Source organism: Ruegeria arenilitoris, from assembly GCF_013032855.1.
Classification (GTDB): Bacteria; Pseudomonadota; Alphaproteobacteria; order Rhodobacterales; family Rhodobacteraceae; genus Ruegeria; species Ruegeria arenilitoris.
The window spans coordinates 200,561-213,358 of record NZ_WQDA01000005.1 but is presented as its reverse complement, the minus strand read 5'-3'; the positions used below and the strand labels follow the sequence as shown (position 1 = coordinate 213,358).

Annotated in this window: 16 protein-coding genes; 5 read left to right on the top strand and 11 right to left on the bottom strand. The window is 64.8% G+C overall.

Going from position 1 to position 12,798, the window contains the following annotated elements:
- Positions 1-77: 77 nt before the first annotated feature.
- The gene (locus GOW72_RS16600) at positions 78-1,724 is read right to left on the bottom strand and encodes an electron transfer flavoprotein-ubiquinone oxidoreductase (protein WP_170367604.1); all 1,647 of its coding nucleotides are present in this window, start codon (positions 1,722-1,724) and stop codon (positions 78-80) included.
- A 136-nt stretch (positions 1,725-1,860) separates the two neighbouring features.
- Positions 1,861-2,316 (bottom strand): redox-sensitive transcriptional activator SoxR, encoded by a 456-nt coding sequence (soxR, locus tag GOW72_RS16595; RefSeq protein ID WP_170342262.1) that lies wholly within the window; start codon positions 2,314-2,316, stop codon positions 1,861-1,863.
- Positions 2,317-2,405: 89 nt separating this feature from the next.
- Here soxR and GOW72_RS16590 point away from each other — a divergent pair, with 89 nt between their 5' ends.
- From GOW72_RS16590 to GOW72_RS16580, 3 genes are all read left to right on the top strand, one after another.
- Positions 2,406-2,786 (top strand): VOC family protein, encoded by a 381-nt coding sequence (locus GOW72_RS16590; RefSeq protein WP_170360065.1) that lies wholly within the window; start codon positions 2,406-2,408, stop codon positions 2,784-2,786.
- Positions 2,787-3,024: 238 nt separating this feature from the next.
- Positions 3,025-3,495: a transcription elongation factor GreA gene (gene greA / locus GOW72_RS16585; protein WP_005978981.1), complete on the top strand. Its 471-nt coding sequence runs from the start codon at positions 3,025-3,027 to the stop codon at positions 3,493-3,495.
- A gap of 12 nt (positions 3,496-3,507) precedes the next feature.
- Complete coding sequence (locus GOW72_RS16580) at positions 3,508-4,500, top strand: hypothetical protein (protein ID WP_170367603.1); 993 nt, start codon at positions 3,508-3,510, stop codon at positions 4,498-4,500.
- Here GOW72_RS16580 and GOW72_RS16575 read toward each other — a convergent pair.
- From GOW72_RS16575 to GOW72_RS16555, 5 genes are read right to left on the bottom strand one after another with little or no spacing between them, the layout of a single operon-like run.
- On the bottom strand, positions 4,497-5,093 hold the full coding sequence (locus GOW72_RS16575; RefSeq protein ID WP_342355396.1) for a GNAT family N-acetyltransferase: 597 nt from the start codon (positions 5,091-5,093) through the stop codon (positions 4,497-4,499). The two genes, GOW72_RS16580 and GOW72_RS16575, sit on opposite strands and share 4 nt — an antisense overlap.
- Positions 5,090-6,349, bottom strand: coding sequence for a molybdopterin-binding protein (locus tag GOW72_RS16570; protein WP_170367602.1), 1,260 nt, complete (start codon positions 6,347-6,349; stop codon positions 5,090-5,092). Before GOW72_RS16570 ends, GOW72_RS16575 begins: the two co-directional genes overlap by 4 nt.
- A 20-nt stretch (positions 6,350-6,369) precedes the next feature.
- Positions 6,370-6,879 carry a molybdopterin-guanine dinucleotide biosynthesis protein B gene (mobB, locus tag GOW72_RS16565; RefSeq protein WP_170367601.1) on the bottom strand — a complete coding sequence of 170 codons (510 nt, stop codon included), beginning with the start codon at positions 6,877-6,879 and terminating at the stop codon, positions 6,370-6,372.
- Complete coding sequence (gene mobA, locus GOW72_RS16560; protein ID WP_170367600.1) at positions 6,876-7,532, bottom strand: molybdenum cofactor guanylyltransferase MobA; 657 nt, start codon at positions 7,530-7,532, stop codon at positions 6,876-6,878. Before mobA ends, mobB begins: the two co-directional genes overlap by 4 nt.
- The gene (locus GOW72_RS16555; protein ID WP_170367599.1) at positions 7,522-8,466 is read right to left on the bottom strand and encodes a formate dehydrogenase accessory sulfurtransferase FdhD; all 945 of its coding nucleotides are present in this window, start codon (positions 8,464-8,466) and stop codon (positions 7,522-7,524) included. Before GOW72_RS16555 ends, mobA begins: the two co-directional genes overlap by 11 nt.
- On the opposite strand from GOW72_RS16555, the gene GOW72_RS16550 reads away from it, so the two are divergent.
- Together GOW72_RS16550 and GOW72_RS16545 are read left to right on the top strand one after the other, a co-directional pair.
- Entirely contained in the window at positions 8,465-9,181 is a 717-nt protein-coding gene (locus GOW72_RS16550; protein WP_170342980.1) for an AzlC family ABC transporter permease, read from the top strand. The two genes, GOW72_RS16555 and GOW72_RS16550, sit on opposite strands and share 2 nt — an antisense overlap.
- On the top strand, positions 9,178-9,510 hold the full coding sequence (locus tag GOW72_RS16545; RefSeq protein ID WP_170367598.1) for an AzlD domain-containing protein: 333 nt from the start codon (positions 9,178-9,180) through the stop codon (positions 9,508-9,510). The genes GOW72_RS16550 and GOW72_RS16545 overlap by 4 nt, the downstream gene beginning before the upstream one ends.
- Here the strand turns inward: GOW72_RS16545 and GOW72_RS16540 are convergent.
- From GOW72_RS16540 to GOW72_RS19100, 4 genes are all read right to left on the bottom strand, one after another.
- Complete coding sequence (locus GOW72_RS16540; RefSeq protein WP_093963529.1) at positions 9,499-10,131, bottom strand: hypothetical protein; 633 nt, start codon at positions 10,129-10,131, stop codon at positions 9,499-9,501. The genes GOW72_RS16545 and GOW72_RS16540 overlap by 12 nt on opposite strands.
- Before the next feature lie 16 nt (positions 10,132-10,147).
- The gene (locus tag GOW72_RS16535; protein WP_093963530.1) at positions 10,148-10,282 is read right to left on the bottom strand and encodes an aa3-type cytochrome c oxidase subunit IV; all 135 of its coding nucleotides are present in this window, start codon (positions 10,280-10,282) and stop codon (positions 10,148-10,150) included.
- Between the two features lie 91 nt (positions 10,283-10,373).
- The gene (locus tag GOW72_RS16530) at positions 10,374-10,934 is read right to left on the bottom strand and encodes a hypothetical protein (RefSeq protein WP_170367597.1); all 561 of its coding nucleotides are present in this window, start codon (positions 10,932-10,934) and stop codon (positions 10,374-10,376) included.
- Positions 10,921-12,759, bottom strand: a complete 1,839-nt coding sequence (locus GOW72_RS19100; protein WP_170367596.1) for a glycerophosphodiester phosphodiesterase family protein — start codon at positions 12,757-12,759, stop codon at positions 10,921-10,923. Before GOW72_RS19100 ends, GOW72_RS16530 begins: the two co-directional genes overlap by 14 nt.
- Positions 12,760-12,798 lie beyond the last annotated feature (39 nt).

Sequence of the window (12,798 nt, the reverse complement as noted above, 5' to 3'; positions counted from 1 at the left end):
GCAGGATAAGCTAGGGCCTTGGCCCGCCAGAGGCAATGGCCGAGCGTTCACGGCCCCGCCATTGCCCGGGTTTTTGCCTACATGTTGGGGTAGTTCGGTCCGTCCCCACCCTGCGGCGTGGTCCACGTGATGTTCTGGCTGGGATCCTTGATGTCACAGGTCTTGCAGTGGACGCAGTTCTGGAAGTTGATCACGAATCGCGGCTCGGCCTCGTCCTTCACCACTTCGTACACGCCCGCCGGGCAATACCGCTGCGCCGGTTCGTCAAACTTGGGCAGGTTGACCTTCACCGGAATCTCGGGGTCGGTCAGCTTCAGGTGACAGGGTTGGCTTTCTTCGTGGTTGGTGAACGAAAAAGCCACGTTGGTCAGACGATCGAAAGACAGCGTGCCATCGGGCTTCGGATAGTCGATGGGGGGGTGCTTGCTGGCATCCTCGGTCGCCTCGGCGTCGTTCTTGCCATGGCCCAGCGTCCCCAGCAGCGAGAAGCCCAGCGTGTTGGTCCACATGTCCATGCCACCCAGCACCAGCGAAGCGGTCAGGCCGTATTTCGACCACAGCGGCTTGACGTTGCGAACCTTCTTGAGGTCGCGGCCGATCGTACCGTTGCGCACCTCGTCTTCATAGGCGTACAGCTCGTCGCCAGACCGGTCGGCCTTGAGGGCCTCGAACGCGGCCTCGGCCGCTGCCTTGCCCGACAGCATCGCGTTGTGGTTGCCCTTGATGCGCGGCACGTTGACCATGCCCGCCGAACAGCCCAGCAGCGCGACACCCGGCGCCACCAGCTTCGGCATCGACTGATATCCGCCCTCGGTGATCGCGCGGGCGCCATAGGCCACGCGCTTGCCGCCTTTCAGCAGGTCGGCCACCACCGGGTGGTGCTTGAACCGCTGGAATTCCATGTAAGGAAACAGGTGCGGGTTCTTGTAGTTCAGGTGAACCACGAAGCCGACATAGACCTGGTTGTTTTCCAGGTGATAGATGAACGACCCGCCCCCGGCATTGCCGCCCAGTGGCCAGCCCATCGTGTGGGTGACGCTGCCTTCCTTGTGCTTGGCGGGGTCGATCTCCCAGATTTCCTTCATGCCGATGCCGTATTTCTGCGGCTCTTTCCCGGCGGACAGGTCGTATTTCGCGATCACTTCCTTGGACAACGACCCGCGCACCCCTTCCGACAGGAAGACGTATTTGCCGTGCAGTTCCATGCCCGGCTCGGTGTTGGGGCCATAGGACCCGTCGGGTTCCAGCCCGAAGACACCTGCCACGACACCCTTGACCTCGCCATTGTCGCCATAGACCAGTTCGGAACAGGCCATGCCGGGGAAGATCTCGACGCCCAGTTCCTCGGCCTGTTCGGCCATCCAGCGGCAGACATTGCCCATCGAGACGATGTAGTTGCCGTGGTTGTTCATCAGCGGCGGCATCGGCCAGTTGGGGATGCGCAGCTTGCCGGCCTCGCCCAGCATATAGAAGTTGTCTTCGCGCACCGGCACATTCAGCGGCGCGCCCTTTTCCTTCCAGTCGGGGATCAGCGCATCCAGACCGCACGGGTCCAACACCGCGCCCGACAGGATATGCGCGCCCACTTCCGAGCCCTTTTCCAGCACGACCACGTTCAGGTCGGCGTCCAGCTGTTTCAGACGAATGGCCGCCGACAGGCCCGCCGGGCCTGCGCCCACGATCACCACGTCGTATTCCATCGCTTCGCGTTCAATTTCGGCCATCGTGGGCTCCTCCGCTAACTCTCCGAATTGGCGCCTGGGGCGCGGGCTCGGCGAAATTTTGTTTCCCGGCTGATTACCTGCTGGAAAAGACCTTGGTCAATCAAAACACGGCGTAACATTGCTGCAATGCGGCAGATCAGCCCTCGGGCGCGTCACCCATCAGGTACCTGGGACCGCTACCATGGGCCTTGGCCCGATCGTCGGGGTTGTAGAGCGCGCATTTCGGCAGGCTCAGGCAACCGCACCCGATGCAGCCGTCCAGATTGTCGCGCAGACGCAGCAGAGTATCGATTCGCTGGTCCAGATGCGCGCGCAGGCCGACGCTGATCTTTTTCCAATCCGCCGGCGTGGGCGTGCGGTTGTCGGGCAGCCCGGCCAGAACCTCGCGGATTTCGGGCAGGGTCAGGCCGAACTGCTGGGCGATCATCACGAAACTCAGCCGACGGATGTCGGCGCGCTGATACCGCCGCTGACCGCCCGGATTGCGCCAGGGGGAAATCAGCCCCTGCGCCTCGTAATAGCGGATGGCCGACACCGCCAACCCCGTGCGGCGTGCCAATGCGCCGATGGAAAGGCCTTCGGATGCGGGCATGATCTCCTCCCAAAAAAATTTCTTGAGCTAAAGTTAGGTTTAGGAATTACGGTGAGTCGAAACAAGCCTGAACATGAAAAGGAGACCCCATGATGGCGACGCTGGAACACACGAACTTCACCGTCCGCAACCCGCAGGCGACCGCCGCTTGGATGCAGGACGTATTCGGATGGAAGACACGCTGGGAAGGCCCCGCCATCGCGGGCGGCTATACCGTGCATGTGGGCAGCGCGCATACTTATCTGGCGCTTTACGCCCCGGCCGACCCGAAACCGTCGGGCGAAAGCAGCTATGACATCGTCGGCGGGCTGAACCATGTGGGCGTGCTGGTCGAGGACATCGACGCGACCGAGGCCAAGGTCCGCGCCGCCGGGTTCAAGCCGCACAACCACGCCGACTATGAACCCGGCCGCCGGTTCTATTTCGACGATGACAACGGTATCGAGTTCGAGGTCGTTCAATATGATTGAAATGCTCTGGTTCGGCGCCGAGGCGCATCGCTGGAAACGCGGTGATCTGCTGGGGCATCGTCACAATCGGAAACCCCCACCGCCCCGACGGCGTTAAGTTGCGGATTGCAGGGGCCAAACCCCTTGGCCTCTTGCATTTCACGCCATATTTGGGTCAGGTAATTGCCAACCCATCTTTCGCCCCGACGCTGGTCTCATGCGGCGGGGCGACTCAATTTGTGCGTGGAAAAAAGAAGATATGGAAAAGATCCCCATGACGCCCGCGGGCTTTGCCGCGCTCGAGGCAGAGCTCAAGCAACTCAAGTCCGTTGAACGCCCCGCCATCATCGAGGCCATCGCCTCAGCGCGCGAACTGGGCGACCTGAAGGAAAACGCCGAATACCACTCGGCCCGCGAAAAGCAGGGCTTCATCGAAGGCCGCATCAAGGAACTGGAAGGCGTTCTGTCGCTGGCCGAGGTGATCGACCCGACCAAACTGTCGGGTGCGATCAAGTTCGGCGCCAAGGTCACCCTGGTGGACGAGGACACCGACGAGGAAAAGACCTGGCAGATCGTGGGCGAGCATGAGGCCAATATCGAAAAGGGCCTGCTGAACATCAAATCGCCCATCGCCCGCGCCCTGATCGGCAAGGAAGAAGGCGACAGTGTCGAGGTGCGCACCCCCGGCGGCGTGCGCTCGTACGAAGTGCTGAGCATCCACTACGCCTGATCGGAGCGCGTCATGTCGGGCCAAGACCCTGATCCGGACAGCAAACGCCCCACCTGGCTGGGCATCTATGACCGTCCGGGCCGACCCAGCGTCAGCGGGATCGAGATTGCGGCCGCGGCCCTCAGCCTGATCTGGCTGGTGGTGGCCGTAGCCTTTCTTGTGCTGCCCGAGCAGACGCAGGCCGGCAGTTTCATCGTGATGCTGCTGGCGGTGTTCATGCCGGTGGCGATGATCTGGGTCGCGGCGCTGGCCATGCGCGCCAGCCGCATCATGCGCGAAGAAAGCGCCCGGCTGCAGACCGCGATCGACGCGATCCGGCAGGCCTATGTATCGCAGCAACAGCGCTCGGCCAGCACCTACGAACCCGCGGTGGCCCGGAAACTGGATGAAATCGCCGCGGCCGCCCGGCACACCCAAAGCACGCTGGCCACGTTCTCCAGCAAGCGGCGGGATCTTGCGCCGCTGGCAAGACCTGCGGCACCCTCGGGCCAGACCTCGTTGGAACTGGGCACCCCGGCCGAAGAGATAACGACTCCTCTGCCCACCGACATTTTCATCCGCGCGCTGAACTTTCCCGAAACCGCCGAGGATACCGAAGGCTTCAACGCCCTGCGCCGCGCGATGAAGGACCGCAAGACCGCGCAACTGGTGCAGGCCGCCGAGGACGTGCTGACTCTGCTCAGCCAGGAAGGCATCTACATGGACGACCTGCGTCCGGACATGGCCCGCCCCGAGGTCTGGCGCCAGTTCGCCAAGGGCGAACGCGGGCGTGCGGTCGCCGCGTTGGGCGGTATCCGCGACCGGTCGTGCCTGGCGCTGACCTCGGCGCGGTTGAAACAGGACCCGATCTTTCGCGATGCGGTGCACCATTTCCTGCGCCGCTTCGACACCATGATCGCCGAGTTCGAACCTCAGGCCAGCGACGCCGACCTGACCGCTTTGGGCGACACGCGCACGGCGCGCGCCTTCATGCTGCTGGGCCGAGTGGCCGGAACGTTCGACTAGCCACCGTTGGGCACGACCCACCGCATTTTCGTGGCCGAACTGAATCCGAAAAGAAGCTTGAACGGGCCGGTATAGTCCTGCCCGATCGCCTGAAACCCTTCGCGCTCGTACAGGATCCGCGCGCGCGGGTTGGTGTCGATCACGTCCAGTTGCACCTCGTGCATGCCCAGCCGCTGCGCCTCGTCCTTGATCGCCCGCAGCAGCAGGGTGCCGACACCCTGCCCGCGCGCCTCGGTCGCCACGCATATGCCGTCCATCTGGAACACGCCCGGCTTCAGGTCGCGCTCCAGAACGCTCAGGATCACGCCCCGCCACAGGGCGCCGAGCCAGCCATAGACCCGGGCCAGATCCGCCAGCCCGCCCTGCGTCAGCCCACCGTCGCGGGTCTTATACCCCGCCAGCCCCAGCATCCGCCCATCCGCGTCCCGCGCCACCAGAGCGAAATCGGGGTTCAGCGCCCGTTCGAAAAACGTCAGGCCGCGCGCATCCGGCCCCATGACGCGCGACAGTTTGCCCGAGAATGCCTGCCAGAACAGCGCGGCCGCCCGTGCGCGCTCATCGGGGGAAAACCCGCGCGAGACCGAAACCGTCACAGGCCGAAACTGCCATAGGGTATGAAACGCACAGGGTCTCCGGGCTGGATGTCCAGCGGGCCGTCCGGCAGTTGGACCAACCCTTCGGCCCAGCTGAGCCCGCTGATGCGACCCGAGCCTTCCGAGTGGAACACCTCGACCCGGCCGTCGCGGACCCGGGCGCGCAGGTATTCGCGGCGGCCCGGTTTCTTGCGCTTGGCGAACGCGGCGGGCAGGTCAAAGCCCTGCGGCTGCCGCCAGCCCTCGCCCGCCATCAGGCCCAGCGCGGGCCGGGCAAAGATCAGGGTGCAGACCATCGCCGCAACCGGGTTGCCCGGCAGGCCGAACACCGGCGTGCCCTGCCACAGGCCCAGCGCCAGCGGGCGGCCCGGCTTCAGCGCGATGCGCCATTCTTGCAAGGCCCCCGCCGCGCGCAGCAGGGCCGAGACATGATCCTCGTCCCCCGCCGAAGCGCCGCCGCTGGTCAGGATCGCGTCGGTCTGTTGCGCAGCTTGGTCCAACCGGTCCCGCAGCGCGGCCCGGTCGTCGCCCACGCGGCCCAGATCGACCGGCACAAAACCCATCCGTTGCAGCATCGCCAACAGCATCGGGCGGTTCGCATCATAGATCTGGCCCGGCCCCGCGGCCTGACCCGGATCACGCAATTCATCGCCGGTAGACAGAACCCCCACGCGCAAGGGCGTGCGGACCGGGACCTCGGCCACGCCCACCGCCGACAGCAGCGCCAGATCGGCAGGCGTCAGGCGTCGCCCGCCAGACAGAGCCAAGGCCCCGGCCTGCACGTCTTCGCCCGCCTTGCGCGTGTTGGCGCCAGCCTTCAAAGGACCGTTGAAGGCGATGTGGCCGTCCTGCACGGTCACGTCCTCTTCCAGAATGACGGTATCCACCCCCTCGGGCAGCGGCGCGCCGGTCAGAACGCGCAGCGCCTGCCCCTCCGGCACGGCCCCCGCAAACGGCACGCCCGCCGCCGCGCGCCCCTCGGCCAGCGGCAGGACATGCGGGCCCTCGGGCCGGCCACCGGCAAAGCCGTACCCGTCCACCGCCGTGTTGGGCAGCGGCGGATTCGACCGTTGCGCGATCACGTCCTGCGCCAGAACGCGCCCGCAGGCTTGACCAACGGGCAGGGTCTCGACGCCGGCAACCGGGTGCAACCGGTCGCGCAGCAGGGCCAGCGCGTCATCGACCGGGGTCCATTCGACCCCCGGCGGCAGGGCGAAACAGTCGTTTTTCAGCGGTGGAGGCGCAATCTTTGGCATGGTCCGGTCCTCGGGCATGGTCAGGGGCTGGGCCGCGGCCCCAAGCCGACCTCGGCCAGGATGAAATCGGCAATTGCAGGCGTGTCGTTCAAGTCAAAAACCGGACGGTCCAGATCCAGCGGCGTGTCGCTGGCCACCGCGCGGATCGTCGGATCGTCGGCGGCGATCAGCGGGTTTCTGGGCTGGGCGCGAAAGGCCTCGACCTTGGGGTGCGGCGCGCGCTTGTATCCCTCGACCAGCACCAGATCGACCGGGGACAGACGCGCCAGAAGGTCGTCCAACAGCGGCTCGGGCGCGCCGCGCAGCTCTTGCATCACGGCGATGCGGCGGCTGGATGCCAGCAGAACCTCGGACGCCCCGGCGGTTCGGTGGCGGTGGCTGTCGGTGCTCGGCTGGTCCACGTCAACCGCGTGGTGAGCGTGTTTGACGGTCGAGACGCTGAACCCGCGCCCGGTGATCTCGGCCACCAGCCGCTCGACCAGTCCGGTCTTTCCCGCATTCTTCCAGCCGGTGACGCCGTAGACCCTCATGCCCGCTCCAACAGGTGCTGCGCCCGGATCAGATCTTCGGGCGTGTTGACGTTGAAGAACGGATCGAACGGGTCGGCCGGAAACAGCGCCTCGCGCCCGTCATGGCGGTCGGTCCACAGGACCACCTTGCGCAACCCGTCCGTCAGGGCCGCGCGCAGATCGTCGCGCAGAGCGACGGGCCACAGGCCGAAGGTCGGGTGCCGGTTCACCCGGCGGCCACCGCCCGATTTCAGCGCCTCGTCACCGGTGCGCGGCGTGGTGGCCAGAGCCAGCGGATGAGCCTGCCCCTGCGCCGCCCGCGTCAGCCGCTCGACCAGATCGCGCGGAAAGAACGGCGTGTCGGCGGCAGCGGTGACGATGCAATCAGCGCCCTGCCCCGCCGCCCAATCCAACCCGGCCAGAACGCCCGCTAACGGCCCGGCGTAACCCGCGATGCTGTCCGGCAGGACCGGCAGGCCAAGATCGGCAAAGCGCGCAGGGTCGCCATTGGCGTTCAGCGCCAGCCCGGCCACCTGCGGCGCCAACCGGTCGATCACATGCGCCAACAGGCTTTGCCCCCCCAGTTGCAGAAACCCTTTGTCTCCGCCGCCCATCCGCGTGGCCAGACCTCCGGCCAGTATGACGCCGAGGGGGCGTGATGCTTCAACTTCCATCGGCGCTTTTCCTTCGATGCTTCCTGTCCTCGACCGGGACGGTGGCCGGGTCCGCGTCGCGCAGCAGCCGGTCTTCGCCCGACAGGCAGACGAAACGTTTGCCGCGCATCCGGCCGATCAGGGTCAGGCCGACCTCGCGCGCGATTTCGACGCCCCACGCGGTAAAGCCGGACCGCGAAGCCAGCACCGGGATGCCCATCATCGCCGTCTTGATCACCATTTCCGAGGTCAGCCGCCCGGTGGTGTACAGGATCTTGTCGCCGGCCGTCTCGCCTTCGGACAACATCCAGCCGGCGATCTTGTCCACCGCGTTGTGGCGGCCCACGTCCTCCATATAGACCAGCGGGCGACTCTCGCGGCACAGAACCGTGCCATGGATCGCCCCGGCCTGCAGGTACAGCGACGGCGTGCGGTTGATCTTGGCCGCCAGATCATACAGCCACGAGGTGCGCACCTGAACCTGCGGCAGGCGCACGCCCTCCAGCCCCTCCATCATGTCGCCGAACACCGTGCCCACCGCGCAGCCGCTGGTGCGGGTCTTTTTCTTCAGCTTGTCCTCGTACGAGGTTTCGCGGGTCGTGCGCACCACGACGGTTTCCAGATCGTCATCGTAATCGACCCGCGTGATCTCGTCATCGGGGCGCAACATGCCCTGGTTGCGCAAAAAGCCCAGCGCCAGATATTCCGGGTAATCGCCGATAGTCATGGCCGTCACGATCTCTTGCGAATTGAGGAAGATCGTCAGCGGGCGCTCCTCGACCACCGAGATGCGGCTGACCTCGCCGTTCTGGTCCACCCCCTCGACCACACGGGTCAACCGCGCCGCGCCGGGATCGGGGGCGATGATGTATTCCGACAGATCGGTTTCGGTGGCCAATTGCAACCCTCTCGCTGACCCGCTACTGCTGCGCAGACCACCATAGGATCTAGCCATGGCAACCTCCACATCCAAGTCATACTATTGGCAGGGTTTTCGCGACGGGACCCCGTTCATCTTCGTGGCGGTGCCCTTCGGCACCCTGTTCGGCGTCTTCGCGACCGAGGCGGGCCTGAGCATTCTGCAGACCATGGTGTTCACCGCAGCCGTATTTGCCGGCGCCGCGCAGTTTGCATCGCTGCAGCTGCTGCAGGACGGCACACCCACGGCCATCATTCTGGTTTCGGCACTGGCCGTGAACCTGCGGATGGCCATGTATTCAGCGTCTTTGACGCCTTATCTGGGCGCGGCGCCCCTGTGGCAACGGGCCTTTGCCGCCTATCTTACGGTCGACCAATCCTATGCCTGCTCGATCGTCCAGTTCGAAAAGGAACCGGACATGTCGGTTCCGCAGCGCATGACCTATTTCATGGGGTCGGTTTCGCCGCTGGTGCCCATGTGGGTACTGGCAACCTTTATTGGCGCCTACCTGGGAACGCAGATCCCGGATAGCTGGGCACTGGATTTCGCGCTGCCGATCACCTTTCTGGCCATGATCGGCCCGATGATGCGCACTCCGGCCCATGTGGTCGCGGCTCTGGTCGCCATCGTCGTGTCGCTGCTATGCGTGGCAATCCCCTACAATCTTGGCCTGCTGATCGCGGGCTGCGCGGGCATGATGGCCGGTGCGCAGGCCGAAGTGATGCTGGAACGCAGAAAGGTAGCGTTATGACCACCCCCGATCAGACAACGGTCTGGACGATCATCGTCGGGCTGGCGATCGGCAGCTATGCCCTGCGCTTCGTGTTCATCGGCTTTGTCGGAGACCGTCCGTTGCCGCTATGGTTGCTGCGGCATCTACGCTATACGGCGGTGGCCATCCTGCCGGCCCTGATTGCCCCTCTGGTCATGTGGCCCACGGCCACCGAGGGCCAGCCGGACCTGCCGCGCATGGCCTCGGCCGTGGTTGCCCTGAGCGTCGGGTTGATCACCAAGAACGTGCTGGCCGCCATCTTTGCCGGGGCCGGCACGCTGTATGGTCTGCTGTACCTAGTTGGTTGAAGCCGCTTCCAGCTGGTTGAGCGCGGCGTTGTTGGCCGCCAGCCCCGCCTGCAGATCGGCGCTGTCGTTTTCACGATATTCGGTCGTGACGACCCCCGGAATCTGCCCGAACTGATCGGACAACTTGACCGGGTAGAAGGTGGTCTGGATCTGCTCGAACCCGGGAACCTGCTGCAGCAGCCGAGCCGTCGAGTTGGCGCAGTAGGCGCCCGGAACCGGTCCGGACTGTTTGGCCAGCTGATAGGCGATCTCGGCCTGCTGGGGGGTCACCTGGATGGTCTGGATGCGCGCATAATGCGTTTCGCGTGCGTGCGAGCTGCGATAGGCACGCTCGACCGCGGGGGTGATGCCATACAGCACGTCATCCTTGATCGGCACCACGTCGGCGCGGAACGACCCGGCGGGGTCGAAAATTACCCGCTCGCTGGCGCTGATCATCAGCGAGGTATGCGCGCCAGACCCCGTACGCGTGTTGATCATCGTGTACAGGGTCAGCGTTGAGGGCCCCGGGTCACGGTAGGATCGCGCAACGATCTCGGACTGGTCGGCCTGAGGGCGCTGCGACGTGGCACAGCCTGCGACGGTCACTGCCAGCAGGCAGGCAATCAAGATGCGAAACATGACCCGTCAGTCCGGCTTATGCCCCAAAGATCGCAAGAAACAGGGCAATGAAGCAGATCACCACGACGCTGTAGGTGGTGAATTTGATGAACCCGTTGAAGGTTTTGGTCTGGACTGTGATGTCCATCTCGCCGTGCTTGTGTTCAGCCATTTCGAAAGATTCCCAATTCGCGTGTTTGCCGGTTTGGATAAATCATATTTTCCGGCCTGTCACGACGTCAATCGCGCGCAGATGCCCGAGTTCAGTCGCCCGCAGCCTCATCGGTGGCAAAAACCGAGCAGCCGGGATACCCGAAGCCCCACCGCCACGGCAGGCCGGTGCAGGGGCCACCTCCGAATCGGACGGCCATGAACATCGCCTCGGCGGTGATCGACATGGCCGACGTCACCTGCTCGGGCGTCATGTCGTACTGCGTGGCATAGTCCTGCGCATGCACGGCTCCGAATTCCTTGACGCAGGCGCGCAGGGCGCGGTCAGCCTCCAGCCGGGCGTCGAAACTGGCGTCGGCGGACGTGGCGCCCCCGGCGGTGTGATACGCGCGATCATGAGTTACGCAGCAGGATTCCCACGGCGGGTGGCTTTCGTAAACCGCGCGAAATCTGGGAAAGGTCTCTGCCACCAGCCGCCAGCTGGACGACATGCCCCCCGAGCAGCCATCGGTTTCAAACGCGCTCAATGGTTGTCCAACCGATTGCGCGATCAAAGCCCGATGCGCGGGCATCTCGACGCCGCGCATCAGATCCTGCGCCGAAGCCGACCCGGCAAGGCAGGCAAGCAAAAAACCGAAGCTAGGGGCTTTCATCGCGCATCGCCTCGGTATCGACCGACAGGCCGAAGGTCGTGGCCAGCCACAGCAGCAAGCGCTCGCCCGGTTCCATTTCGGCGCGGACACGTAGCACTTCACGCGCCATGGCGGGGCGGTCGGTGATCAGACCGTCGACACCCATCGAGGCCATCGACGACATCTGCAGCGGGTCATTCACCGTCCAGACATAGATATCTTTGCCTGCATCATGGACCGAGCGGATCAGCCCAGGCGTGACCATCCCGGCATTTACCGCGACGAAATCGCCCTCCAGCCCGGTCAGATCGCCCACCGCCGTGGCAGCCAGAACGCCGGCGCGCCAGTCCGGGCGCAACGCTTTCATCTTCTGCACCGCCGGGTATTTGAGCGACATCGTAGCGATGTCCTGCTCCATCCCAAACTCTTCGACGATGGCGGCCACGCGGTTTTCCAGATCCACGTCATGGCCATAGTATTTCAGTTCGATGATGACCTTGGATTTGCCCTTCGCGGCCTCCAGAACCTCGCGCAGGGTCGGAGTGCGCTGATCGGCATATTCGGGGTCGAACCAGCTGCCGATATCGATCTGCCCCACATCCTCCATCGTGGCATCCCAGACTTTCAGGTTGACCCCGCCCAGCTTCATGAAGTCGCTGTCATGGGCCACGATCACCTCGCCGTCGGCGCTTTCTTGTACGTCGATCTCGACCCAGTCGGCCCCGTCTTCGATGGCCTTCAGCACCGCAGCCATCGTGTTTTCCGGCCGCAGCGCCGCCGCGCCCCGGTGGCCGATCACGTCGGCATGATCGGGTGCCGATATCTGGTCCAGGACGTCCTGGCTGAACCAGATCCCGGCCAGCAGGGCCACGATTGCCGCGGCAACGGTCACCAGAACCGGGGCGCGCAGATTTCCGGCTTCGGGATGGGGAAGCTCTGCCGCGCGAGGTTCAAAAAACCCATCCAGCAGAACCGCCAGCGCGCCCAGCGCCACAGCCGCCAGCACCAATCCGGCCAGAGACCACAGCCCGGCCACCAGCAGGCTGAGCGTCAGGGCAAACCGCAGGTTCGTGCCCTGTTCGAGAGGTACAAGGTGGAACAACAGGCTGGCCACGGCGGCAATCAGCGCAGCAATCGCCAGACGTATGGCCAGCCACAGTGCCAGTTCGATCTTCAACCGGCCGCGTTTGCCCTCCATTCGGCGGGCGCTTTCGGCGAAGGCGTCCGAAGGCGCAATTCCCTCGAACAGCACCAGATGCAGGGCGAGCGCCCAGGCCGACAGGCGGCGGATCAGCACCCAGGCCAACGCCAGCACCACCAGCCCGATCAGCGCGACGGCCACCTGGAAGGCGGGCGGATGGAAGGTCAGGTAATAGTTGATGTCGTATTCGGTCAGCGTCCACCACGCGATCAGGCCCGCGACCGCCACGAAGGGCACCGCCAGAACGAGTACCCGCAGAATGAAGCGCACCGCGAAGGAAAACAGCGTCGGCAGGCGCGACAGGATCAATCGCAGCGCCGACCCGCCGGCCCTCCACGGGTCGCTCTCGCCCATCCTGAGCGATCCGGCCATGACCGAAAAGACGAACACCTCGGCCAACAAGAACAGGCCCAGAATGACCACCGCCGCCACGAAACCAACCGGCGACAGGATGAACATGGCGATGTCCTGATCGGTCAGCGCGGTTTGGTCGGACAGCATCACCGCCAGGTTCACGGTGAAGGCCACGCCGGGTGCGATCAGCGCGATCAGCAGCAGACGCACCGCCAGATAGATGGGAACAAAGGTCCGGCGTCGGACCCAGGCCCCGCGATAGGCATCTGTTACGGTTGAGAAATGTGACACGCCGGCCCCCTTTGAATGCTGAATTCATTCAAGGCCGCG

Coding starts and splice junctions, on each gene's coding strand:
- GOW72_RS16600 (WP_170367604.1), bottom strand. CDS start 1,724: ATGGCCGAAATTGAACGCGAAGCGATGGAATACGACGTGGTGATCGTG.
- soxR (WP_170342262.1), bottom strand. CDS start 2,316: ATGCCCGCATCCGAAGGCCTTTCCATCGGCGCATTGGCACGCCGCACG.
- GOW72_RS16590 (WP_170360065.1), top strand. CDS start 2,406: ATGATGGCGACGCTGGAACACACGAACTTCACCGTCCGCAACCCGCAG.
- greA (WP_005978981.1), top strand. CDS start 3,025: ATGGAAAAGATCCCCATGACGCCCGCGGGCTTTGCCGCGCTCGAGGCA.
- GOW72_RS16580 (WP_170367603.1), top strand. CDS start 3,508: ATGTCGGGCCAAGACCCTGATCCGGACAGCAAACGCCCCACCTGGCTG.
- GOW72_RS16570 (WP_170367602.1), bottom strand. CDS start 6,349: ATGCCAAAGATTGCGCCTCCACCGCTGAAAAACGACTGTTTCGCCCTG.
- mobB (WP_170367601.1), bottom strand. CDS start 6,879: ATGAGGGTCTACGGCGTCACCGGCTGGAAGAATGCGGGAAAGACCGGA.
- mobA (WP_170367600.1), bottom strand. CDS start 7,532: ATGGAAGTTGAAGCATCACGCCCCCTCGGCGTCATACTGGCCGGAGGT.
- GOW72_RS16550 (WP_170342980.1), top strand. CDS start 8,465: ATGGCAACCTCCACATCCAAGTCATACTATTGGCAGGGTTTTCGCGAC.
- GOW72_RS16555 (WP_170367599.1), bottom strand. CDS start 8,466: ATGGCTAGATCCTATGGTGGTCTGCGCAGCAGTAGCGGGTCAGCGAGA.
- GOW72_RS16545 (WP_170367598.1), top strand. CDS start 9,178: ATGACCACCCCCGATCAGACAACGGTCTGGACGATCATCGTCGGGCTG.
- GOW72_RS16540 (WP_093963529.1), bottom strand. CDS start 10,131: ATGTTTCGCATCTTGATTGCCTGCCTGCTGGCAGTGACCGTCGCAGGC.
- GOW72_RS16535 (WP_093963530.1), bottom strand. CDS start 10,282: ATGGCTGAACACAAGCACGGCGAGATGGACATCACAGTCCAGACCAAA.
- GOW72_RS16530 (WP_170367597.1), bottom strand. CDS start 10,934: ATGAAAGCCCCTAGCTTCGGTTTTTTGCTTGCCTGCCTTGCCGGGTCG.